This is a genomic window from Tistrella sp., assembly GCF_002684955.1.
Taxonomy (GTDB): domain Bacteria; phylum Pseudomonadota; class Alphaproteobacteria; order Tistrellales; family Tistrellaceae; genus Tistrella; species Tistrella mobilis.
The window spans coordinates 199734-221598 of the sequence record NZ_NYWI01000086.1 but is presented as its reverse complement, the minus strand read 5'-3'; the positions used below and the strand labels follow the sequence as shown (position 1 = coordinate 221598).

Genomic DNA, 21865 nt, shown 5'->3' with positions numbered 1-21865 from the left:
TCCCGTGTCCGGTGGGAACGCCAATCCGCACCGGAATGGTCCGAATTTCTCACAGGCTTTCGATCTGGTATGGACCGCCGCATCAACTATGTTTGAACAGAGGCAGTTCCGCCCTCGTCCATCAACCCAGGAGGACGCCCCATGCCCAAGGTCAAGGACGCCGAGGCCCGGATCATCGACGCAGCCCTCGCCCGTGCCGCCGTCGACGGCTGGGACGGGCTGACGCTGGCCGGCATCGCCGAAGAGGCGGGGATGTCGCTGTCCGAACTGTCGGGGCATGTCGGCTCCGTCTCCGAGATTCTGGACGCCTTCTCGCGCCGCATCGATCGCGCCATGCTGACCGAGGCCGAGGATGAACCCGAAGACTTCGCCGCCCAGCCGGTGAAGGACCGGCTGATGGCGCTGATCATGGCACGGCTGGATGCGCTGGAGCCGCACCGGACGGTGATGCAGCGCCTGGCCGACCGGTCCGACCGCGGCATTCCGGCGCTGGATCTGATCTGCGGGCAGGGGATGCGCCTGCAACGCAGCATGGGATGGCTGGCCGCCGCGGCCGGGCTTGAATCCCGCGGCATCGCCGGGCTGGCCCGACGTCAGGGCCTGGCTGCGATCTATCTCGCCACGCTGCGCGCCTGGCTGAAGGACGACAGCGAGGACCGGGCGAAGACCATGAAGACGCTGGACCGCCTGCTCGACCGGGCCGGGCGCTGGTCGCGCATGGCCGGCCGGATGGCCGGCGGGCGGCGTGGGGTCCGCCCCGGAGCCGAGCCATCCGCCGGGGCCTCTCCGGCCGCCGACACCCCCGCTGCGGGATGACGACCCCGGCGATTTCCACGCAACCGCAAAGCGGGGTCGCCTGCGCCCGTCATCGCGCCGCCATTTTTGTGCAATGCAAAAACCGCCCTTGACCTTCCGGGTCCGATGCCGCATATATGGCTGAGGATTTTGCAGCGCAGCATAAACCCCGACGCTGCGCCGCGAGCGACCTGATGCCAAGCCATGCCATCGGTCGCAAAGGCGAACGGAGGTTTTGAAATGGCCGAGAAGATCAATCCCCTCGACTACACCAAGATGTTCGGCGAGTTCAAGATGCCGGCGGTTCCGGCCGTCGACGTCGAGGCGATGATGAGCACCGCCCGCCGCAACTACGAAGCGGTTGCCCAGGCGAACAAGCTGATCGCCGAGGGCTTCCAGGCCCTGGCCAAGCGCCAGGCCGAAGTTGCCCGCGCCTCGTTCGAGGACGCCTGGAAGGCCACCCAGGAAGTCATGAACGCCGGCACCGTCGAGGCGAAGGCCGAGAAGCAGGCCGAGGTCGTGAAGGCCGCGGTCGAGAAGGCCGTTGCCAACGCCCGCGAGCTGACCGAGCTGGCGACGAAGTCGCAGGGTGAGGCGTTCGACGTCCTCAACAAGCGCTTCATCGAGAGCGTCGACGAGGTGAAGACCCTCGCCGTCGTGAAGTGATCCGGCGCCGGGCGCATCGCCGCCCGGTCTGGTCACCGACAGGTTTCGAAGGGCGCCGCTCCCGCAAGGGGGTGGCGCCCTTCGGCCGTTCCGGGGCAGGATGGCGACATCTTCGATGTCCGCCGAGGTGCCCCGCCCCATGACCGATGCCAGCCCTGCCTCTCAGATCGGCTTCGACGATTTTCTGAAGGTCGACATCCGTGCCGGAACCGTGCTGCGCGCCGAGCCCTATCCCGAGGCCCGCAAGCCGGCGATCAAGCTGTGGATCGATTTCGGGCCCGGGATCGGCGAGAAGCGGAGTTCGGCCCAGATCACCCATCTCTACACGCCCGAAACGCTGGTCGGCCGCAAGGTCGCCGCGGTGGTGAACTTCCCGCCCCGGCAGATCGGCCGCTTCCTGTCGGAGGTGCTGGTGCTGGGCTTCGCCGATGCCGAAGGGCGGATCAGCCTGATCGCCCCGGATCATGACGTGCCGGATGGCGCCCGTCTGAGTTGAACCTGTCGCATCGTCACGGTTCTGCGCTTTTCCTGATGCCGCGTCCGGTGTATGTCCTGGACGCAGAGGAAGGGGCAGCGCATGCAGATCAAGGCCGGGTCCTGGACCCATAAGCTGAGTTCGATGTCGGTCTTCCGGCAGGTGACGCTGATGATCTGCGTCGCGGTGGCCGGGGCGGATCTGCTGACGGCCTTCTTCTACTGGTATTTTGAATTCGATCGCCTGCCGCTGGACATCGTGCTGACCACGATCATCGTACTGATCGTCGGCTATCCCCTTGGTTTCTTCTTCATCGGCCAGAATGTCAAACTGCGCGAGATGGCGCTGGAACTGGACCGGTTGTCGAAGATCGACGACCTGACCGGTCTGTTCAACCGGCGGACCTTCTTCGCCGAGGCCCGGCGGCTGGTGGCGGAACAGGTCGCCGCCCGCGATCAGGGGGCGATCCTGTTCATCGATGTCGACCACTTCAAGGCGGTGAACGACGATTTCGGCCATGCCACCGGCGATGCCGTGCTGAAGGAGCTGGGGGCGATCATCCGGACGGTGGTGGGCGAGGCCGGCATCGCCGCCCGGCTGGGGGGCGAGGAATTCGCGGTCCTGCTGCACGGTGCGGAAGGGCGGCGGGCCGACGAGATTGCCGAGCGGGTGCGCCGCGGGGTCGCCAATTGCGGCCGGGTGATCCCGGGGCTGGAGCGCACGGCGGTGACGGTGAGCATCGGCATCGCCGCGATCCGTGCCGGCCATGATTTCGAGGACGCGCTGCTGCGGGCCGATCGCAGCCTCTACACCGCCAAGGAAAGCGGTCGTGATCGGGTGGTGCACGAGGACGAGACCGCGGCATATGGCTGAGCATCGCCACCCATAAACCGCGGTTTACCGGCCAGCGGCCGGCCTGCGTCCGCCACCCGGAGCCGCGCGGATACTGTCTCGGGCCGGCCGCAGAGCCGGTCTTGTCAGTATCCGAGGTCTTCCATGCTTCGCAGCCTCGCCTTGGGCATGATGGTCGCCCTGTCCCTTGCCGCATCCGGCCCGTATTCCGCGGCCCGGGCCGAAAGCTCCATCGCCGGCCGCTACACCTATACCGGCACCGACACCGACGGCAGCGCCTATGACGGCGCCGGCGAGGTGGTCGTGACCAAGGCCCCGTCGGGCGCCTATGAGATCGTCTATGACGGCGGCGCCTATACCGGCGTCGGCCAGGTCACCGGCGACACCTTCTCGTTCGCATCGATGGCCGAGGGCAAGAACAGCATCTCGATCGGCACCATCCGGCCCGACGGGTCGATCGTCACCCGCTGGTGGCGCTATAAGGACAAGGGGTCCAAGGGCACCGAAACCTGGGTCCGCAAGTGAGGATCAGACCGGCAGGGCGAGCACGACCCTGAGCCCGCCGAGGGGGCTGTCTTCCAGCCGGATATCGCCGCCATGACCGCGCATCACGTCGCGGGCGATGGCGAGGCCGAGCCCGACGCCGGTGATGCCCGAGGCGAGGCCGGTTCCGGCCTCGGCCGTGGGCTCCACGTCGTCCAGACGCCGGAAAGGGCGGAAGGCCTCGACGCGCAGATCGGCCGGAATGCCCGGGCCGTCATCATCGATCAGCACCTGGATCGACTGGCGCCCGGGCAGGATGGTGACTTCCACCCGGTCGGCATGGCGGATGGCATTGTCGATCACATTGCCCAGGCAGCGTCGGAAGGCCTGGGTGCGGACCAGGACCATGGCGTGATCGGCGCCCTTCAGGTCGATCCGTGCGTCCGACAGGCCGCGGGCGCGGAACACCACCTGCTGCACCAGCTGGGCCAGATCGGCCAGCACCGCCGGCTCTTCGGCGCCCTCGCCCCGGGCGAAGGCCAGATAGCCTTCGACCATGCGGGTCATCTCTTCGACATCCGCCTCAAGCTCGGCGACATCGGGCGAGGGGGGCATCAGGGCCAGCTGCAGCTTCATACGGGTGAGGGGGGTGCGCAGATCATGGCTGACGCCCGCCAGCATCTCGGTGCGCTGGTTCACCTGCCGGTGGATGCGGTCGCGCATGCGGATGAAGGCATGGGCCACCTGCCGCACCTCGGTCGCGCCCGAGGGTTTGAACCCCGCCAGATCGTCGCGGCCCTTGCCCAGATTGTCGGCCGCCGAGGCGAGCCGGCGCAGGGATCGCATCTGGTTGCGCAGGAAGATCATGGCCACGATCATCAGCATCAGCGAAATGCCGATCAGCCACATGATGAAGATGTAGGTCGTGGCGCTGGTCACGCGCTTGCGGGGGACTTTCACCCCCAGCACCCCGTCCTGCAGCTGCACGTCGATGATCACCCAGTTCTCGTCCGAAACCGCATCCAGCACGAAGGGCCGGTAGACCCGGCTGTCGAGCGCCGAGGTCATCATCCGCTCCAGCAGGGTATTCACCGTCCGCCGGCCGGTATTGGGCAGGATTTCCCCCGGCCGGAAATCGAAGCGGATATCGGTATAGACCTGGATCAGACGCAGCAGGCGATCGCGTTCCTCGCCCTCGGGATAGTTGCGCAGCACCTCTACCGTCAGCGCGATGTCGCCCGCGACCGCCAGCGTCATATGCCGGGTGACGTTGTCCCAGTGGCGATTGTAGAACAGATAGGTCGACAGGCCGAGCAGCACCACCAGCGGCGCCACGATCATCAGAAAGGACCGCCCGTAGAGAGAGCGGGGCAGGATGGTCCTCAGGATGCGGTCGACAGGGGTCACGCAGGATCTCCGGGGGCGGATCAGCCATCGGTGCGCAGCGCATAGCCGGCGCCGCGCAGGGTGTGGATATGGCGCGGATTGCGCGGGTCGTCTTCGATCTTGTGGCGCAACCGCACGATCTGCACGTCCACCGCCCGATCGCCGCCGCGGATCTGGGCCCGGTCGGCCAGTTCGTCGCGGCTGATCGGGCGGTTGGGGGCGGCCGCCAGCACGCCCAGCAGCGTGGCCTCGCCCTGGGTCAGATGCACGATCTCCCCATGGCGGCGCAGTTCCTGGCGGCCGAGATCGAAGCTCCAGGGGCCGAAACGTAGCGTCACCCCCTGAAGGCCGCCGGCGAATGCTGGAGCCGCCGCCGCCCGCGGCACCGATCGGCGGAGGATCGATTTCACCCGGGCCAGCAGCTCGCGCGGCTCGAACGGCTTGGTCAGATAGTCGTCGGCCCCGGTCTCCAGCCCCGCAATGCGATCTTCCGCTCCGTCCATGGCGGTCAGCAGCAGGATTGGCAGATCGCCGTCGCGGCGCAACGCCTGGGTGAGGTCCAGCCCGCTTTCGCCCGGCATCATCACGTCCAGCACCAGCAGATCGACGGTCAGCATGGCGAGCTTGGCGCGGGCTTCGGCGGCGTCATGGGCGGTGGAGACCATGAAGCCGCTTTCCCGCAGCAACCGGGCGAGGAGCCCGCACAGCCGGCGGTCGTCGTCGACCACCAGGATATGGGGCGCGTCGGGGTCGGGCGGCATGGCTGCGCCCTGCGCCGGCTGCATGGCAGCCGATCCGGCGCCGCAGGCCTCGGGCGGCCCGCCCCGGCTGTCGTGATCGTTCATGGCCGGTTGAACCCGTCGCGCTCGGGATCGTCCATCACGCCCAGCATCACCTTGCGAAACCCTTCGACCGCTTCGGCGCCGGCCTCACGATAGGCACGGGCCATGCGCTTGCGCTGATTTCCCGAGAGTTCGCGTTCCAGAGCCTTGCCGGTCTCGGTCAGATACAGAAGTCTCTGTCGACGATCACGGAGCCCCGATTGCTGATCGATCAGCCCCTGATCGATCAACTGCTTCAGAACCCGGCTCAGGGACTGTTTTGTGATGCGCAGGATGCGCAACAATTCTGTAATAGTCGTCCCGGGATTGCGACCCACAAAATAGATCGCCCGGTGATGCGCGCGGCCCAGGCCGTGCTTTTCCAGGATGCGGTCCGGCTCGGCGGTGAAGTCGCGATAGCCATAGAACAGCAGTTCGATGCCCTGGTTCAGCTCCTCCTCGCGGAGGAAGAGCGGATTCGGATTTGCGTTCGGATTGGACATTACGGCAGCCATGTTGACATAGTTGGAACGGAATGTTACTCATCCCATCCAGTTTTTGTTCGCAAATTAGCCAAGGCGCGCGACAATGGCACTCATCCCCTTCGACGACCGCGACGGCTGGGTCTGGTTCGACGGCAAGCTCACCCCGTGGCGCGAGGCACGCATCCACGTGCTCAACCACGGCCTTCACTATGCGAGCTGCGTGTTCGAAGGCCAGAGGGCGTATGACGGTGTGGTTTTCAAGCTCAACGAGCATTCTGAGCGGCTTGCCCGTTCGGCACAACTGCTCGGCTTCGAGCTGCCGTATACGCCGGCCGAAGTGAATGCCGCAACTGCGGAACTTCTGGCGGCCAACGGCCTCTCCGACGCCTATGTCCGCCCGGTGGCCTGGCTGGGCAGCGAGCAGATGGGCGTCTATACCCGCGGCTCGAAGGTCCACATGGCCATCGCCTGCTGGGAATGGCCGTCCTACTTCTCGCCCGAAGAGAAGCTGAAGGGCATCCGGCTGGAGATCTCGCGCTGGAAGCGTCCGGCGCCCGACACCGCGCCGACCGAGAGCAAGGCCGCCGGCCTCTACATGATCTGCACCATGAGCCGCCGCGAGGCGGATGGTCGCGGCTTCGACGATGCGCTGATGCTGGATTATCGCGGCTATGTCGCCGAGGCGACCGGTGCGAACATCTTCTTCGGCCGCGGCAAGGAACTGCACACCCCGACCCCGGACTGCTTCCTGGACGGCATCACCCGCCGCACGGTGATGGGTCTGGCACGCGAGGCGGGCTATACCATCGTCGAGCGCCATATCCGCCCGGAAGAGATGGCCGGGTTCGACGAGTGCTTCCTGACCGGTTCGGCCGCCGAGGTGACCCCGGTCCGGCAGATCGGCGACTACAGCTTCAAGCCGGCCGAGGCCTGCTCGACCCTGCTGCACGCCTATTCCGACCTGGTGCGCGTCGAGGGCCGTGCCGCCCGGGCCGCCGCCGCTGCGGAGTGACCACCCGCCGGTCCCGTCCGGCCCTGCCTGATAGTGCCGCCTGCCAGGACGGCGCCTGAAACGACGAAGCGCGCCCGCCCCGGGGAACCGGAGCGGGCGCGCTTCGTTGTAGGGGGGCGGATGGGGATCAGCGCGGCCCGGCCGCGGCGCGGCGCCAGCCCTCGACCACCAGGTCGGAGGTGAGATCCTGCATCTCGCGATCGCGGGCGGCGAGGCGGGCAAGGGCCTCTTCCAGGGCCTCGGGGCTCGCCATCGGGGTGGCGCGGATCACGGCCTTCAGCTCGCCGCGGGCATCCTTGAGCGCCATCAGCCGCTGCCGAAGCTCGGGCCTGCGGGCCTCGAAGGCCGTCTTCACTGCATCGCGCTGCGGCTCGGGCATGTCGTGGAGCAGGCGGTGGATGCCGCGGTCGTGTCCGCCGGGCCGCATCAGCACGCCCGACAGGAAGATGCCGGCCACGAACAGGTTCAGCGCCAGGCTGGCGATCAGCCCGCCCACCACCCAGCGGGCCCGGCGTCCGGTCAGCGTCATGGGGCTTCCTCCAGGCTGCCCTGTTCGCCATAGAGCACGGCGGCAAGATCGACCTCGGCGCCGTCCAGCGCCAGCGCCGGGGGCGCGACCCAGCCATTGCCGCCGATCAGTAGCCCCATCACCAGGGCGGCCGCGGCGACGGCGCCGCCCAGACGTGCGACGAAGGCGGGGCTGTGGCCATCGCCCCGGCGCGCCCGCGGTGCAGCCGGGCGCGTCGTCCCGACAGGCGTCGCATTCTTCGACGACAGCGGTTGGGCGGCGGCCGGCGCACCACGACCGCCTTCGATCACGGTGATCTGGGGCCGGGCGGCCGGAATCGCCTTCAGCCGGTCGAGAAAGGCGGTATCGCGGGCCGCCGCTTCCCGCCCGGCACCGCCCCCCGAGCTGCCCTGTGCGGCGGCGCGGATCAGGCTGTCCAGACGGCGGGCCTCGTCCAGCACCGCGCGGGCGGCGGGTTCGGTCGCCAGCAGCACCAGGGCATCGTCGCGGGCGGTTTCGGGCCAGCGCGCCGGATCGCCGCCATGGGCGTCCAGCAACGCCCGGAAGCTGTCGATATCCATCACGCGCCTCCCTCGTCTTCTTCGTCCATCAGTGGCCGGAGCCCGGTGCGCAGGCTGCGCCGGGCCCTGACCAGAAGCTGTTCCATCGCACCGGCGCTGACTCCCATCGCCTCGGCAGCCTCGGCGCCGCTCAACCCGGCATCGTAGACCAGGGCGATCGCCATGCGTTGCCGTTCGGGCAGGGTCTCGATCGCATCGGTCACCTGGCGGAGCACCCGGTCCCGTTCCAGGCGCTCCAGCGCGCCGGGGGACGGGTCGGGCGGGTCGATTGCGTCGGTGAGTTCGCCCATGCGCGGCCGGCGCAGCTGGTCCAGGCAGCGATTGGCCACCGCCCGCCAGAGCCAGGTGCCGAAGCGCGCGCCACCCGGCCGCCACCGCGCCGCCGCCCCCGCCCAGAGGCGGGTGAAGACATCCTGAACGGCGTCTTCGGCATCGGCACGGCTGCCGAGCATGCGGGTCGCCACGGCGAGCGCACGCTCGCCGTGGCGGTCCACCAGCCGCCCGAAAGCGGCGGCATCGCCCGCGGCCACGCGGGCCAGCAGGAGGTCGTCCTCGTCATGCGGCCGCCCGGCGGCCCCGGTATCCGACGAGGATGCGACCATGATCACCCGCCGGTCTTCGGCGCATCGGCCGGCTTGTCGGCGGCCGGGCCGTTGTTGCGCATGTACTCGCGCATCCGCTCGCGGGCGCCGTCGCGTTCGGCCTTGGTGATCTGGCCGTCGCCATCGGCGTCCAGCCGCGAGAACATCTTGTCGGCGCCGGCCATGAATTCATCGCGCGAGATGATGCCGTCGCCATTGGTGTCGGCCATGCGCGCCATATGGTCGCCGCGCGGCCCCTTGTGGCCCCAGCCGGGCATGCCGTCGCCGGCCTTGCCGTCGTGCATCATCGCGCGCCCGGCCTTCATCTCGTCGCGGCTGACGCGGCCGTCCTGGTTGGTGTCGAGCTTCTGGAAGCGTTCGGCGGTACGCGCCTGCATCTGTTCCAGCGTCATGCCCTGGCCATCGGGGCCGTCGCCCGAGGCCGCAATGGCCAGGCCAGGCAGCGCCAGAAGGGTGGCGAAGCCGGCGGCGAGGGCAGTCCTGCGGAAGCTGTTGCGGGTCATGGGATCGGGTCTCCTTGGGAGCCACCATGGATGGTGGGGGGAGCGTGAGAGAGCGGCGGTTCGAACCGTTGGAAGAACCGGGCGTCGTCCTGCCCCGTTCCTGTAGCTTTCACGCAGCCCCCGCCGGTTCCCTACGCAGCTCCCCGTTTTCCGTCCGAAGGCGTCTGCCATCTGAGGGCGGCGTCGTCGTCGCTCGACTTCGCAGCCACCCATCGTTCCCCGTCGGGTGTTTCTTCCAGTTTCCAGAACGGCGCCCGGGTCTTCAACCAGTCGATCAGGAAGGCGCAGGCATCGAAGGCCGCCGCCCGATGGGCGGAAGCCGCGATCACCAGCACGATCCGATCCCCCGGCATCAGCCGGCCGACGCGGTGGATGATGCGGATGGCCTGCAGCGGCCAGCGTTCGGCGGCCTCCCGCGCGATGCGGTCGATCTCGCGCTCGGTCATCCCGGGATAGTGCTCCAGGGTCATGGCCGCCACCTCGTCGGCGCCGTCCCGGCCGCGCACCTGGCCCACGAACAGGGCGACCCCGCCGGTCGCAGGGCCGGTCGCCGCGGCGGCATATTCGGCGCCGACATCGAAATCCGCCGTCTGGACCCGGATGTCGATCGCGCAGGCGCTGGCCTCCGCCCCCGACCCGCCGGTCACCGGCGGGAAGATCGCGATCTCGTCGCCGTCCCGGACCGCGGCATCGGGGCCGGCATAATCCTGATTCACCGCCACCCGCACCGCCGACCGGTCGGCGAGCGCCTGGGCATGGGCGGGGCTTACCCCCGCCAGGTGGTCGAGCAGGGCGCCCACGGTCGACAACGCCGGCGTCCAGGCGATCTCGTCCTCACCGCGGCCGATCCGGGCGCGCATCCAGGCGAAATAGAGGATCTGCAGGGGCATGGGGGGCGTCTCCGTCAGCGTCGGTCGGCGGCAAGAAGATGGCGCATGCCGCCCTGCATATAGCTCCAGCCGGTCACCACCGTCAGCGCGGCCGCAAGCCAGAGCAGGGTCTCGCCCGCCCACCATGCCCAGCCACCCAGCGCCGGCAGCAGCAGCAGGATGGCGATGGCGATCATCTGCACCGTGGTCTTCCACTTGGCGAGTTTGGAGACCGGCACCGCGATCCGGTCGCCGGCCAGATGCTCCCGCAGCCCGGAAATCAGGATCTCGCGGCAGAGGATGATCAGCGCGGGCAGGGGATGGGCGCGGCCGTCGGCAACCAGCATCAGCAGGGCGGCGGTGACCAGCAGCTTGTCGGCGATGGGATCCAGGAACCGGCCCACCGCCGAGACCACACCCCAGCGCCGCGCCAGCCAGCCGTCGAACCAGTCGGTGACGGAGGCGGCGGCGAACAGGCCGAAGGTGACCCAGGCGCCCGCCGGCGCATCGAGCGCGAAGCCGGCGATGAAGAACGGGATCACCACGATCCGCGACAGGGTGAGAATGTTGGGCAGGCTCTGGCGCATGGGATCCGTCGCGATTGGGGCCGCGGGTCAGTCTACAGGAAGGCGGGCGTCGCCGTCAGCCTTCGGCGGGCGCGATCAGCCTTCGGGATGGAAGAAGCCGTAGATCTGGCGGGCGACGGCGGGGGAGATGCCTTCGACCCGGGCGATGTCGGTCAGGCTCGCCGCCTCCACCGCCTTGGCCGAGCCGAAATGGTGCAGCAGCGCCTTCTTGCGCTTCGGCCCGATCCCCGGGATCTCGTCCAGCGCCGAGGTGCCGATGGCGCGGCTGCGCTTCGCGCGATGCTGACCGCCGGCGAAACGGTGAGCCTCGTCGCGCAGACGCTGCAGGAAATACAGCACCGGGTCGCGCTCGGGCAGGCGGAAGGGCGCGCGGCCGGGCAGGAAAAAGCGTTCGCGCCCGGCATCGCGGTCGGGGCCCTTGGCGATGGCGGCGACCATGATCCGGCCGGTCAGCCCCGCCGCTTCCAGTTCTTCGGTGCCGGTCTGCAACTGGCCCTCGCCGCCGTCGAGCAGCACCAGATCGGGCCAGCCGGCGACGCGGTCGGTCTCGCCGCCGGCCTCGTCCAGTTCACGGGCCAGCCGGCCGAAGCGGCGGCGCATCACCTCGCGCATCATCGCATAATCGTCGCCGCCGGCCTTGGCCGGGTCGATGTCGCGGATGGTGAAGCTGCGATAGGACCGGCGGTCGAAGCCCTCGGGGCCCGCCACGATCATGCCGCAGACGGCATGCGTGCCCGAGATATGGGCGTTGTCGTAAACCTCGATCCGCTGCGGCGCCCGCTCCAGGCCGAAGACGGTGCGCGTGCCTTCCAGCAGCCGCTTCTGGCTGGAGGTCTCGGCCAGTTTGCGGCCCAGCGCCTCGCGGGCATTGGTGGCGGCATGGGTGACCGCCTGGAGCTTGTCGCCGCGCCGGGGCACGGTCAGCCGCACCTTGTGGCCGGCCCGCACCGACAGCGCCTGGGCGACCAGATCGGCCTCGTCGGGTTCGCGGTCCAGCACCACCTCTCGTGGCGGCAGCTTGTCGGCATAGAACTGGCCGAGGAAGGCCGAGAGCACCTCGGCCGCCGTGCTGCCGGCTTCGTTGGCCGGGAAATAGGCGCGGTTGCCATAGTTCTGGCCGCCGCGGAAGAAGAACACCTGAATGCAGCTCTGGCCGCCCTCTTCGGCGATCGCCACCACGTCGACATCCTCCAGCCCCTGGAAATTGATCCCCTGGGTGGCGGTGACGCGGGCAAGCGCCTTGATCCGGTCGCGATAGACCGCGGCGGTTTCGAAATCCAGATCGTTCGCCGCCTCGGCCATGCGGTCCTGCATCGCCTGGCGGACGCCGGCCGAACGCCCGCGCAGGAAGTCGCGGGCCTCGGCCACCAGCCGGCCATAGCTCTCGCGGTCGACATAGGCGCAGCACGGCGCGCTGCAGCGCTTGATCTGGTATTGCAGGCAGGGCCGGCTGCGGCTTTCGAACACCGAATCCGAGCAGTTGCGCAGCAGGAAGGCCTTTTCCAGCACCGCCAGGGTTTCGTTGACCGCGCCGGCGCTGGCGAAGGGGCCGAAATACTCGCCCTTGCGGTTGCGGGCGCCGCGATGCTTCAGGATCTGCGGGAAGTCGTGATCGCCGGTGATCAGGATGTAGGGGAAGCTCTTGTCGTCGCGCAGCAGCACGTTGAAGCGCGGGCGCAGGCGCTTGATCAGATTGGCTTCCAGCAGTAGCGCCTCGGCCTCCGAGGCGGTGGTGACGATCTCCATGGTCCGGGTCTCGGCCACCATCCGCATCAGGCGCGGCTGCAGCTGGTTGATCCGGGTATAGCTCGCCACCCGCCGCTTCAGATGCTTGGCCTTGCCGACATAGAGCACGTCGCCATGGCCGTCGAGCATCCGATAGACCCCGGGGCTGTCGGGCATGGTCTTCAGCGCCGCCAGGATGGCCCCACGGCCCGTCCGCAGCTGCGGATGGCGGGAGAGGGGGCGGGCGGTCGGCGCCGGCCCGTCCGTGGCCTCAGGGGCCGCGGACGTCGGCTCCGCGGCGTCTGCCGGCGCGGCCGGTGCGTCGTCCGGGTCGTCCTCGGCGGCGTCGTCGCCGTCGGCGCCGTCATCCTCCGCCTCGCCCGCCTCCAGACGCACCCAGCCCGGATCACCCTGTTCGTGGCGCGGCCGGCGGCTGCGCTGGGGCCGGCCCGGTGACGCATCCTCCGAGGGCGCATCCGCCGTCGGGGCATCCCCGGACGCGGTCCCGGCAGCGTCGTCGTCCTCCGCATCCTCGGTCTCGTCGCCATCCTCCGCATCATCTTCGGCGTCGCCATCGGCGGCGGGCATCGCCGCATCTTCGGGTGCTGCAGCGCGGCGGGTCAGAAGGCGGGTGAGGGCAGGCGTGTCGAGTGCGGCCGCATCGCCTTCCCAGACGATGTCCTCGGCCCCGCTCTCCGCCGACGGGGTCGCGGCAGGGGCGGATTGGGCCGTCTCTGCGGCAGCGGGGCGGTGGATATCTTCGGGCCGCTCGGTCATGTCCGTCTCACAAGCGTCATCTGATCGTCAACATATCCACGGAAACTGTGGATAACCATGTGTATATCGTGTTGAGGGCCGGTGCGACGGGGCCGTCCGCTTGGTTTTCCATCGCTTTGCCCAAAAAACAGGCAAATGTTAAGCCCTTGATTTTCCGTTCTTTTTGTCAAAATGGGCTGCTGGCCACGTACCATCAAGGGCTTAGCCCGCCGATTCGCTGTCAAGCGCTTTATTGTGGGGCCCCTGTGCAAAAAAAAGCTGGTGTTGCGCCGGCTGCATGGCGTTCCCGGCTCGTTCAGGGGGTAAGTAGGCATACGATCGCAGTCACGCCGAACGATTCGGCATGAGGAAACATCTGCTTGCGCAAGCTCGTTTCTGCAGCGCTCAGGCGCGCATACGCTCGATTTCCACACCGACGCCGGCGGCATCGTGGAACACGTCGAGCTTCTCGATCCGGATTCGCGCCACCAGCACGCGATCGTCCGAAAAACACAGGGCAGCCACGCGTTCGGCGAGGGTCTCGACCAGATTGACGTGTCCGCTGCCGGCAAGCGCCCGGATGCCGACCACCAGATCCTCATAGGACAGCACGCAGGACAGATCATCCGCCGGCGGCGGGCCGTCATCGCGCAGCGTGAGGTCGATGTTGAACGCCACCCGCTGCGGCTGCCCATGTTCATGCGCATGGACGCCGATATCGCAGGCGATCACCAGATCGCGGATGAACAGGCGGCGTCGCGACGGCCGGTGGTCCGGCTGGGGGACGGCACGCAATTGGATCGGATCGGTCAAGGGGCTCTCCCGGATGGGGGCGGCATCAGATCGCAGGCGGTACCGGAAGACCGGCCCGGGCGGCAGGAGTCCTACACCGCCCGGCGCGTCGCGTCGAGCTTCAGTCCAGTGCCGCATCATGTGCATGGGGCGGCTGGGCCCAGCCCAGATGCTGGCCGCCATCCAGCGCCAGCATCTGCCCGGTCATCGCCTGGGCACCGATCAGGAAGCGCACCGCCTCGGAAATCTCCTCGGGCGAGGTGCCGCGCCGGAGCGGCATCTTCTCGCACTGCTCGCGGAAGCCGGCATCGTCCTGGTGAATGCTGGCGAGCGTCGGGCCGGGGCCGATCGCGTTCACCCGGATCCGCGGGGCCAGCGCCATCGCCAGGGTGCGGGTCAGCGTCCACAGCCCGGCCTTGCTGACCGTGTAGGTCATGAAATGGGGCGTCAGATTCCAGACCCGCTGGTCGATCAGGTTGATGATCGCGCCACCGGCCGTGGCCGGCAGCTGATGCACGAAGCCCTGCGACAGCACGAACGGCGCCCGCAGGTTGACCTCCATATGAAAATCCCAGCTTTCGCGGGTGGCCGTGGTGACGGCGTCGTATTCGAAGGTCGAGGCATTGTTGACCAGCACCCCGATCGGCCCCAGCGCGTCGACGGCGCGCGGCATCAGTGTCGCGACCTCGTCTTCCACCGCCAGATCGGCCTTCAGCGCCACCGCCCGGCCGCCGCCGCTCCGGATCTCGGCCGACACCGCCTCGGCCGCCTCGGCCGAGCCGTTGTAATGCACCGCGACCGCATAGCCGTCGGCGGCGAGGTCGAGCGCGATGCGCCGGCCGATGCGCTTTCCGGCGCCGGTCACGAGGGCAGCGCGCGGCAGGGCGGGCAGGGGACGGGCCCCGTCTGCGGGACGTGATGTCGGGCTGGTGGTCATGTCGGGGTCCGTGGTTGGTGTCGGGAACCGAAACGACGCCCGGCCCCCGATGATGCCGCCCCGAGGGTCATTCCCCGGGGCCGGGCAACGGGCGGCCTGGCCCGGTTTCGCGGGCGGCGGTGCCATCTCCACCGCCATGGCCCTCGGCACCGACATGGGCCGAAGGGTGGTTGCGGTCAAGCTCGGTCAGGCGCTTTGCGATCGAGCCCGCCGGGCGGGTGAAGCCCGCCAGCATCGCATAGAGCACCGGCACCAGGAACAGGGTCATCATGGTGGCGAGCGACATGCCACCGATCACCACCACCGCCAGCGCGCTGCGGCTTTCCACACCGGCGCCATGGCCCATGGCCAGCGGCACCGCGCCCAGCACGGTCGCGATCGTGGTCATCAGGATCGGGCGCAGGCGCAGCACGGCCGATTTCCGGGCAGCGGCGGCCGGCGACAGGCCCTCTTCGTCGCGGAGCTGGTTGGCGAATTCGACGATCAGGATGCCGTTCTTAGCCATCAGCCCGACCAGCATCACCATGCCGATCTGGCTGTAGATGTTGAAGGTACCGCCCGACAGCCAGACGCCGGCCAGGCCCCCCGTCAGCCCCACCGGCACCGCCAGCAGGATGATCACCGGGTGGATCCAGCTTTCGAACTGGGCCGCCAGCACCAGGAACACGATCAGGATGGCGAGCGCAAACACGATCATCACGCCGGCGCCGGCATCGACATATTCGCGCGACTGGCCGTCGAAGGTGACGCGGGCAGCCGTCGGCAGTTCCTCGGCGGCGATCCGGCGGACCTCTTCGATCGCATTGCCGAGACCATAGCCGTCGGCGAGGCCGGCTTCGATGGTGATGGCGGGCAGGCGGTCGACGCGGCGCAACTCGGGCGGCACCGCCACCTCTTCCATGCGTACCAGATTGGACAGCGGCACCAGCGAGCCGTCGGTGCCGGCGCGCACGAAGACGTTGGAGAGGTCGCGCGCCGCGGCACGATCGGCATCGGCGGCCTGGAGCACCACGTCGTACTGTTCGCCGCGATCCTCGAAGCGGGTGACGGTCCGGCTGCCGAACATCACTTCCAGCGTGCCGCCGATCTCTTGGGCGGTGATGCCGAGGGCGGCCGCCCGCTCGCGGTCGACCGAGACGTCGAGCTGGGGCTTGGTCTCTTCATAGTCGCTGTTGACGTTGGTGAGCTGCGGATTGTCCTGCAGCCGGCGGAGCATGATGTCGCTCCAGACCTTCACGTCCTCGCGGTCGAGCCCGGCGACCACCACTTCCAGCGGGTCCGAGAAGCCGCGCTGGCCCAGCCCCGGCGGGTTGACCGGCACCGCCCGCACGCCCGGCACCGCCGAGAGTTTGGGCAGCACCTCGCGCACCAGATCGGTCTGGCGGACATCGCGCTCCGACCAGGGCGCCAGGCGCACGATCACGAAGGCGCGATCCACCGGCGAGGGGCGGTTGGAGCCGGGGGAGACGATGGTGAAGACGATCGAGGCGACACCGCGATCGACCAGCGGCCGCAGGATCTCTTCCACCTTTTCGACATTGCGGCTGGTGTAGTCGTAGCTCGCCCCCTTGGGGGCCTGGACGACCACGATGAAGCTGCCACGGTCTTCGGTGGGCGCGAATTCGCGGGGGATGACGTCGTAGAGGATGCCGGCGACCACCGAGATGCCGATGGCGATCGCGATCACCACCAGCTTCGCCGCCATCGCCCAGCCCAGGATGCGGTCATAGACCCGGTTCATGCCGTCGAAGAAGCGCTGGCTCATCCGCTCGGCGGCATTGGCCTTGCCCGGTGCGCGCAGCAGCTTGCTGCACATCATCGGCGTCAGGGTCAGTGCGACCAGCATGGAGAAGGCGACGGAAGATGCCATGGCGATACCGAATTCGCCGAACAGCCGGCCGGTGCGCCCCTCCATGAACGAGATCGGCACGAAGACCGCAATCAGAACCAGCGTGGTCGCGATCACCGCGAAAGCGATCTGGCGCGAGCCGCGCAGCGAGGCCAGCAGCGGCGGCTCCCCCTCTTCGATCCGGCGGTGGATGTTCTCCAGCACCACGATCGCGTCGTCGACCACCAGCCCGATCGCCAGCACCAGCGCCAGCAGGGTCAGCACGTTGATCGAAAAGCCGAGCGCGCCCAGCACGGTGAGCGAGGCGATCACCGAGACCGGGATCGCCACAGCCGGCACCAGCGTTGCCGCGATCGAGCGCAGGAAGATGAAGATGATGCCGACCACGAGCAGCAGGGCGATCACCAGCGCATGCATGACCTCGTAGATCGCCTCGGAGATGAACAGGCTCTCGTCATATGAATAGGCGACCCGGATGTCCGGGGGCAGGCTGGTGCGGATCTGCTCGATCTCGGCCCGCACGCCATTGGCGACGTCGAGCGTATTGGCCTTCGACTGGCGGATCACGCCGATGCCGATGCCCGACATGCCGTTGGAGCGGATCTCGTTCTTGTAGTCTTCGGCGCCGACCTCCACCCGGGCGACATCGCCCAGCCGGATCGGGCTGCCATCGGTGCCGCCGGCCAGGATCAGGCGGCGGAAATCATCCTCGCCGGCGAAGCGGGTGTCGGTGCGGATCGTGACCTCGCGATTGGTGGTCTCGATGCTGCCGGCGGGGAGTTCCAGATTCTCGCGGTTGAGTGCGGCGGTGATGTCGGTGACGGTCAGCCCGCGCGCCGCCAGCGCCTGCCGGTCGATCCAGATCCGCATCGCATAGCGCCGCTCGCCGCCGATATAGACCGAGGCGACGCCCGGCACCACCGACAGCCGGTCGACGATATAGCGGTCGGCATAGTCGGTGAGGGCCAGCGAATCGCGCGCATCCGAGGTCAGCGTCACCCACAGCATCGCCCGGGCATCGGCATCGGCCTTGGAGATGATCGGCTGGTCGGCGGTCTCGGGCAGGTCGTCCATCACCTGGGCGACCTTGTCGCGGACATCGTTGGTCGCGGCTTCCAGGTCGCGGTCGACATTGAATTCGATCGAGACATAGGACCGGCCGTCGCGGCTGACCGAGCGCATGCTGCGGATGCCCTCGATGCCGCTGACCGCGCCCTCGACGATCTCGGTGATCTGGGTCTCGACCAGAGAGGCCGGCGCGCCGCGATAGGCGGTGGAGATCGACACTTCCGGCGTGTCGACATCCGGGTATTCGCGCACCGCCAGGCGGATGGCGGCGGACAGGCCCAGAACCACGAGCAGCAGCGACAGGACGGTCGCGAAGACCGGGCGCTTGATGGAGACGTCCGACAGGATCATGACGGCACCCGGATCGACAGCGGGGAGGGCATCAGCCGGCGGTGGCCGGCTGGGTGCCGGTTCCCGTTGCAACGGTGATCGGTGCGCCGTCGCGCAGGCGCTGATGGCCCGCCACCACCACCGGTTCGCCCGGCTCCAGCCCCTTCAGCACCTCGATCAGCCCGTCCTGACGGCGGCCGGGTTCGATGATCCGCCGCCGGGCGACGCCGTCGGTGCCGGCGACATAGACATAGGCGAGCCGGCCTTCGCGGATCATCGCGGCCTCGGGGATGGTCGGCACGTCGGGGCCGGGGTCGAGGGTGAGGGTCACGGCCATGAACATGCCCGGCTTCAGCCGCCCGTCGGGGTTGTCGACCGCAGCTTCCACCGTGACGGCACGGGTCGCCACATCGATGCGGGTATCGATGAACTGCACCCGGCCGGTGAAGGCGTCGTCGGGATAGGCGGCGCTGCGGGCGGCCACGGTCTGGCCGGCGCTGAGCTGGGCGAGGGCGGTTTCGGGCACCGCGAAGGACAGCTTGATCGGGTCGATGTCGTCGAGCGTGGTGATCGCGGTATCGGGGCCGACCACCGCACCGATGCTGACCTGACGCAGACCCACCCGGCCCGCGAAGGGGGCCACCACCTTGTGATCGGCAAGCTCTGCTCTTGCGGCCGCGAGCTGGGCGCGGGCGCCCGCCAGCGAGGTGGTGCGGGTGTCGAATTCCGCAGCGGAGACGGCGTTGCGCTGGCGCAGCTGGCGGGCGCGCTCCAGCTGGGTCTGGGCCTCGTGGACCGCCGCTTCCAGTTGGGCGACATTGGCGCGCGCCGCGGCATCGTCGAGCGCGGCCAGCACGCGGCCGGCTTCAACCGTGGTGCCGGGGGTGAAGTTCAGCTCCGCGATCCGGCCGGAAATCTTGGTGGCGACCGTCACCGCATCCATGGCGCGGGCGGTGCCGACCGCTTCGACCACGCGGGCGAGCTGACGGGGCGTCACGGCGGCGAGTTCGACCGTCACCGGCCGCACGGTCGCCGGCGTCACCGTCGCCGAGGCCTTGCCTGCCTCGCCGCCGGCCAGGCGGTCCCAGCCGTACCACGCGCCGGCGCCGGCCGCGGCAAGGCCCGCGATCAGGATGATCTGCCCGATGATCCGCACGTCCTGCTTCCCCCACTCGGCATCCGTGGCCGCCCTTCGGCGTGTCCGTCCGGCGCCGTCATGCCCCGAATACGGTCCCGTCGCGCCGCCCGGGCCCGATGCCCGGTGCTGCGCAACGGCGATGATACGACGGGGCTGCCGCTTCTCCTACGCGCGGTTCCAGGGGGCGGATCGATTTTCGGGGCACCGGCTGTGGCAAAACCCACGCCATGGCGGCCCGTCCGCCGTCAGCCGCGCTTGCGCCCGGTGGGCTTGCCGGATTTGAGCGCCCCGCGCCGGCCGCCGGTCTTGGCGCCGCCCGCGACCCGGGCCGCCCGCGAGTCCAGCCGGCCGCCGCGCCCTTTCGGCGGGGCGAGCGCCGGGCCGGCCCCCTCGGCCAGGCCCAGTTCGGCGGCATCCAGGCGCTTCAACTCGTCCCGCAGCCGGGCCGCCTCCTCGAATTCCAGATCGGCGGCGGCGGCGCGCATCCGCTTCTCCAGATCCTCCTTATAGGCGCGGAGATTATGGCCGACCAGATGGCCCTGATCGGCCTCTTCGACCTCCACCTCCAGATAGTCGGCCTCATAGACGCTGCCCAGCGCATCGCCGATGGTCTTGCGCACGCTCTCGGGCGTGATGCCGTGTTCCTGGTTATAGGCCATCTGCTTGGCGCGGCGGCGGTCGGTCTCGGCGATGGCGTAGGACAGGCTGTCGGTCATGTGGTCGGCATAGCAGAGCACCCGGCCGTCGACATTGCGCGCCGCGCGACCGATGGTCTGGACCAGAGAGGTCTTGGAGCGCAGGAAGCCTTCCTTGTCGGCATCCAGAATGGCAACCAGCGCGCATTCCGGGATGTCCAGCCCCTCGCGCAGCAGGTTGATGCCGATCAGGATGTCGAACACGCCCTTGCGCAGGTCGCGGATGATCTCGATCCGCTCCAGCGTCTCGACGTCGGAATGCAGATAGCGGACCTTCAGCCCGGCTTCGTGCATGTATTCGGTCAGATCCTCGGCCATGCGCTTGGTCAGCGTGGTGACCAGCACCCGGTAGCCCTTCGCGATGGTGTCGCGCGCCTCGGCCAGAAGATCGTCCACCTGGCGGGTGCAGGGCCGCACGATCACCGGCGGATCGATCAGCCCGGTGGGACGGATGACCTGTTCGACGAAGGTGCCGCCGGTGCGCTCCAGCTCCCAGGGGCCGGGGGTCGCCGATACGAAGACCGATTGCGGCCGCATCGCGTCCCATTCCTCGAATTTCAGCGGCCGGTTGTCGGCGCAGGACGGCAGGCGGAAGCCGTAATCCGACAGCACCGATTTGCGCTGAAAGTCGCCGCGGAACATGCCGCCCACCTGCGGCACGGTCACATGGCTCTCGTCGACGAAGAGGATGGCATCCTCCGGCAGGTATTCGAACAGGGTCGGCGGCGGCTCGCCGGGGGCCCGGCCCGACAGATAGCGGGAATAGTTCTCGATGCCGGCGCAGGAACCGGTCGCCTCGATCATTTCCATGTCGAAGGTGGTGCGCTGTTCCAGGCGCTGGGCCTCCAGCAGCTTGCCCTCGGCCTCGAACTGAGCGAGCCTCGCCTTCAGCTCTTCCTTGATGTGCTTGACCGCCTGGGCCAGCGTCGGCTTGGGCGTCACGTAATGGCTGTTGGGGTAGATGCGCACCTTGGGAAAGCTGCCGGTCTTCTCGCCGGTCAGCGGATCGAATTCGACGATCGCCTCGACCTCGTCGCCGAACAGGCTCAGCCGCCAGGCGCGGTCTTCCAGATGGGCGGGGAAGATTTCGACCACATCGCCGCGCACCCGGAAGGCGCCGCGCTGAAAGCCGGCATCGTTGCGGCGATATTGCAGCTCGACCAGCTTCTTCAGCAGAACCGTCCGGTCGATGGTCTCGCCCTTCCTGATGTCCAGCGTCATCCGGGCATAGGTTTCGACCGCGCCGATACCGTAGATGCACGACACCGAGGCCACGATCACCACATCGCGCCGCTCCAGCAGGGCGCGGGTGGCCGAATGGCGCATCCGGTCGATCTGCTCGTTGATCGAGGCTTCCTTCTCGATATAGGTGTCGGAGCGCGGCACATAGGCTTCGGGCTGGTAGTAGTCGTAATACGAGACGAAATACTCCACCGCGTTCTCGGGGAAGAACTGCTTCATCTCGCCATAGAGCTGGGCGGCCAGCGTCTTGTTGGGCGCCAGGATCAGGGCAGGGCGGCCCTCGGCGGCGATCACCTGGGCCATGGTGAAGGTCTTGCCCGAGCCGGTGACGCCCAGCAGCACCTGATCGCGTTCCTGGCCGCGGATGCCGTCGAGCAGTTCCGCGATCGCGGTCGGCTGGTCGCCGGCCGGCTCGAAAGCGCTGACCAGATTGAAGTCTGCCCGCCCCGTCGGACGGGTCGGCATCGGATCCGGGACCTCGCGGTCGTCGAAGGTGCGGCCGGGCATCAGGACGGGCATGGGCGATCGGGTCTCCAGACGGTCAGGACGCGGGGTCGTCGCACGGGCGGCGGGACCACTGCCATATATAGGATCTTCGGCAGGATTTTCAGCGATCGAGTGCAGCGGATCGCGCCGCCTCCTGACAGGAGGTGTCAGCAGGCCGGAGCCCCTTTTGCATGAGGGCTTTTCCGTTGAAAGCCCAGGGGG

The 21865-nt window shown here is 68.6% G+C and carries 21 protein-coding genes; 6 read left to right on the top strand and 15 right to left on the bottom strand.

What is annotated here, in order from left to right; genetic code table 11:
* The first annotated feature begins 141 nt into the window (after positions 1-141).
* From CMO28_RS29155 to CMO28_RS29135, 5 genes are all read left to right on the top strand, one after another.
* Complete coding sequence (locus CMO28_RS29155) at positions 142-816, top strand: hypothetical protein (RefSeq protein WP_296720914.1); 675 nt, start codon at positions 142-144, stop codon at positions 814-816.
* 219 nt (positions 817-1035) lie between these two features.
* A complete protein-coding gene (locus CMO28_RS29150; RefSeq protein ID WP_014747745.1) occupies positions 1036-1461 on the top strand; it encodes a phasin family protein in 426 nt (141 codons plus the stop codon).
* Positions 1462-1600: 139 nt separating this feature from the next.
* Entirely contained in the window at positions 1601-1957 is a 357-nt protein-coding gene (locus CMO28_RS29145) for a tRNA-binding protein (protein ID WP_062761467.1), read from the top strand.
* Positions 1958-2038: 81 nt separating this feature from the next.
* Positions 2039-2809: a GGDEF domain-containing protein gene (locus CMO28_RS29140; RefSeq protein WP_062761460.1), complete on the top strand. Its 771-nt coding sequence runs from the start codon at positions 2039-2041 to the stop codon at positions 2807-2809.
* A gap of 123 nt (positions 2810-2932) precedes the next feature.
* Positions 2933-3313 carry a hypothetical protein gene (locus tag CMO28_RS29135; RefSeq protein WP_062761459.1) on the top strand — a complete coding sequence of 127 codons (381 nt, stop codon included), beginning with the start codon at positions 2933-2935 and terminating at the stop codon, positions 3311-3313.
* Between the two features lie 3 nt (positions 3314-3316).
* Here the strand turns inward: CMO28_RS29135 and CMO28_RS29130 are convergent, their stop codons facing one another.
* The 3 genes from CMO28_RS29130 to CMO28_RS29120 all read right to left on the bottom strand — a co-directional run bounded on the left by CMO28_RS29130 (position 3317) and on the right by CMO28_RS29120 (position 5981).
* Positions 3317-4678 (bottom strand): ATP-binding protein, encoded by a 1362-nt coding sequence (locus tag CMO28_RS29130; RefSeq protein ID WP_296720902.1) that lies wholly within the window; start codon positions 4676-4678, stop codon positions 3317-3319.
* Between the two features lie 20 nt (positions 4679-4698).
* On the bottom strand, positions 4699-5418 hold the full coding sequence (locus CMO28_RS29125; protein ID WP_296721135.1) for a response regulator transcription factor: 720 nt from the start codon (positions 5416-5418) through the stop codon (positions 4699-4701).
* Positions 5419-5498: 80 nt separating this feature from the next.
* Positions 5499-5981 carry a MarR family winged helix-turn-helix transcriptional regulator gene (locus tag CMO28_RS29120; RefSeq protein ID WP_014747739.1) on the bottom strand — a complete coding sequence of 161 codons (483 nt, stop codon included), beginning with the start codon at positions 5979-5981 and terminating at the stop codon, positions 5499-5501.
* An 85-nt stretch (positions 5982-6066) separates the two neighbouring features.
* Between CMO28_RS29120 and CMO28_RS29115 the strand changes: the two genes are divergently transcribed.
* The gene (locus tag CMO28_RS29115; protein ID WP_014747738.1) at positions 6067-6975 is read left to right on the top strand and encodes a branched-chain amino acid aminotransferase; all 909 of its coding nucleotides are present in this window, start codon (positions 6067-6069) and stop codon (positions 6973-6975) included.
* A 127-nt stretch (positions 6976-7102) separates the two neighbouring features.
* Here the strand turns inward: CMO28_RS29115 and CMO28_RS29110 are convergent, their stop codons facing one another.
* From CMO28_RS29110 to uvrB, 12 genes are all read right to left on the bottom strand, one after another.
* Positions 7103-7504 (bottom strand): periplasmic heavy metal sensor, encoded by a 402-nt coding sequence (locus CMO28_RS29110; RefSeq protein WP_296720897.1) that lies wholly within the window; start codon positions 7502-7504, stop codon positions 7103-7105.
* On the bottom strand, positions 7501-8064 hold the full coding sequence (locus CMO28_RS29105) for a hypothetical protein (protein WP_296720895.1): 564 nt from the start codon (positions 8062-8064) through the stop codon (positions 7501-7503). The genes CMO28_RS29110 and CMO28_RS29105 overlap by 4 nt, the downstream gene beginning before the upstream one ends.
* Positions 8064-8666: a sigma-70 family RNA polymerase sigma factor gene (locus CMO28_RS29100; protein WP_062761466.1), complete on the bottom strand. Its 603-nt coding sequence runs from the start codon at positions 8664-8666 to the stop codon at positions 8064-8066. The genes CMO28_RS29105 and CMO28_RS29100 overlap by 1 nt, the downstream gene beginning before the upstream one ends.
* A 2-nt stretch (positions 8667-8668) precedes the next feature.
* On the bottom strand, positions 8669-9169 hold the full coding sequence (locus tag CMO28_RS29095; protein ID WP_296720889.1) for an EF-hand domain-containing protein: 501 nt from the start codon (positions 9167-9169) through the stop codon (positions 8669-8671).
* A 131-nt stretch (positions 9170-9300) separates the two neighbouring features.
* Positions 9301-10059 carry a molybdopterin synthase catalytic subunit MoaE gene (gene moaE, locus CMO28_RS29680; RefSeq protein WP_322111430.1) on the bottom strand — a complete coding sequence of 253 codons (759 nt, stop codon included), beginning with the start codon at positions 10057-10059 and terminating at the stop codon, positions 9301-9303.
* 14 nt (positions 10060-10073) lie between these two features.
* The gene (gene pgsA / locus CMO28_RS29080; RefSeq protein ID WP_014747730.1) at positions 10074-10625 is read right to left on the bottom strand and encodes a CDP-diacylglycerol--glycerol-3-phosphate 3-phosphatidyltransferase; all 552 of its coding nucleotides are present in this window, start codon (positions 10623-10625) and stop codon (positions 10074-10076) included.
* Positions 10626-10700: 75 nt separating this feature from the next.
* A complete protein-coding gene (uvrC, locus tag CMO28_RS29075; protein ID WP_322111429.1) occupies positions 10701-13127 on the bottom strand; it encodes an excinuclease ABC subunit UvrC in 2427 nt (808 codons plus the stop codon).
* A gap of 384 nt (positions 13128-13511) precedes the next feature.
* Entirely contained in the window at positions 13512-13919 is a 408-nt protein-coding gene (locus CMO28_RS29070; protein WP_014747728.1) for a dihydroneopterin aldolase, read from the bottom strand.
* Between the two features lie 100 nt (positions 13920-14019).
* Entirely contained in the window at positions 14020-14835 is an 816-nt protein-coding gene (locus CMO28_RS29065; RefSeq protein ID WP_296720887.1) for an SDR family oxidoreductase, read from the bottom strand.
* Between the two features lie 67 nt (positions 14836-14902).
* Positions 14903-18103: an efflux RND transporter permease subunit gene (locus tag CMO28_RS29060; protein ID WP_296720886.1), complete on the bottom strand. Its 3201-nt coding sequence runs from the start codon at positions 18101-18103 to the stop codon at positions 14903-14905.
* 31 nt (positions 18104-18134) lie between these two features.
* The gene (locus CMO28_RS29055; RefSeq protein WP_296720882.1) at positions 18135-19238 is read right to left on the bottom strand and encodes an efflux RND transporter periplasmic adaptor subunit; all 1104 of its coding nucleotides are present in this window, start codon (positions 19236-19238) and stop codon (positions 18135-18137) included.
* A gap of 227 nt (positions 19239-19465) precedes the next feature.
* Positions 19466-21676 (bottom strand): excinuclease ABC subunit UvrB, encoded by a 2211-nt coding sequence (gene uvrB, locus CMO28_RS29050; protein ID WP_323755131.1) that lies wholly within the window; start codon positions 21674-21676, stop codon positions 19466-19468.
* Between the last annotated feature and the right edge of the window lie 189 nt (positions 21677-21865).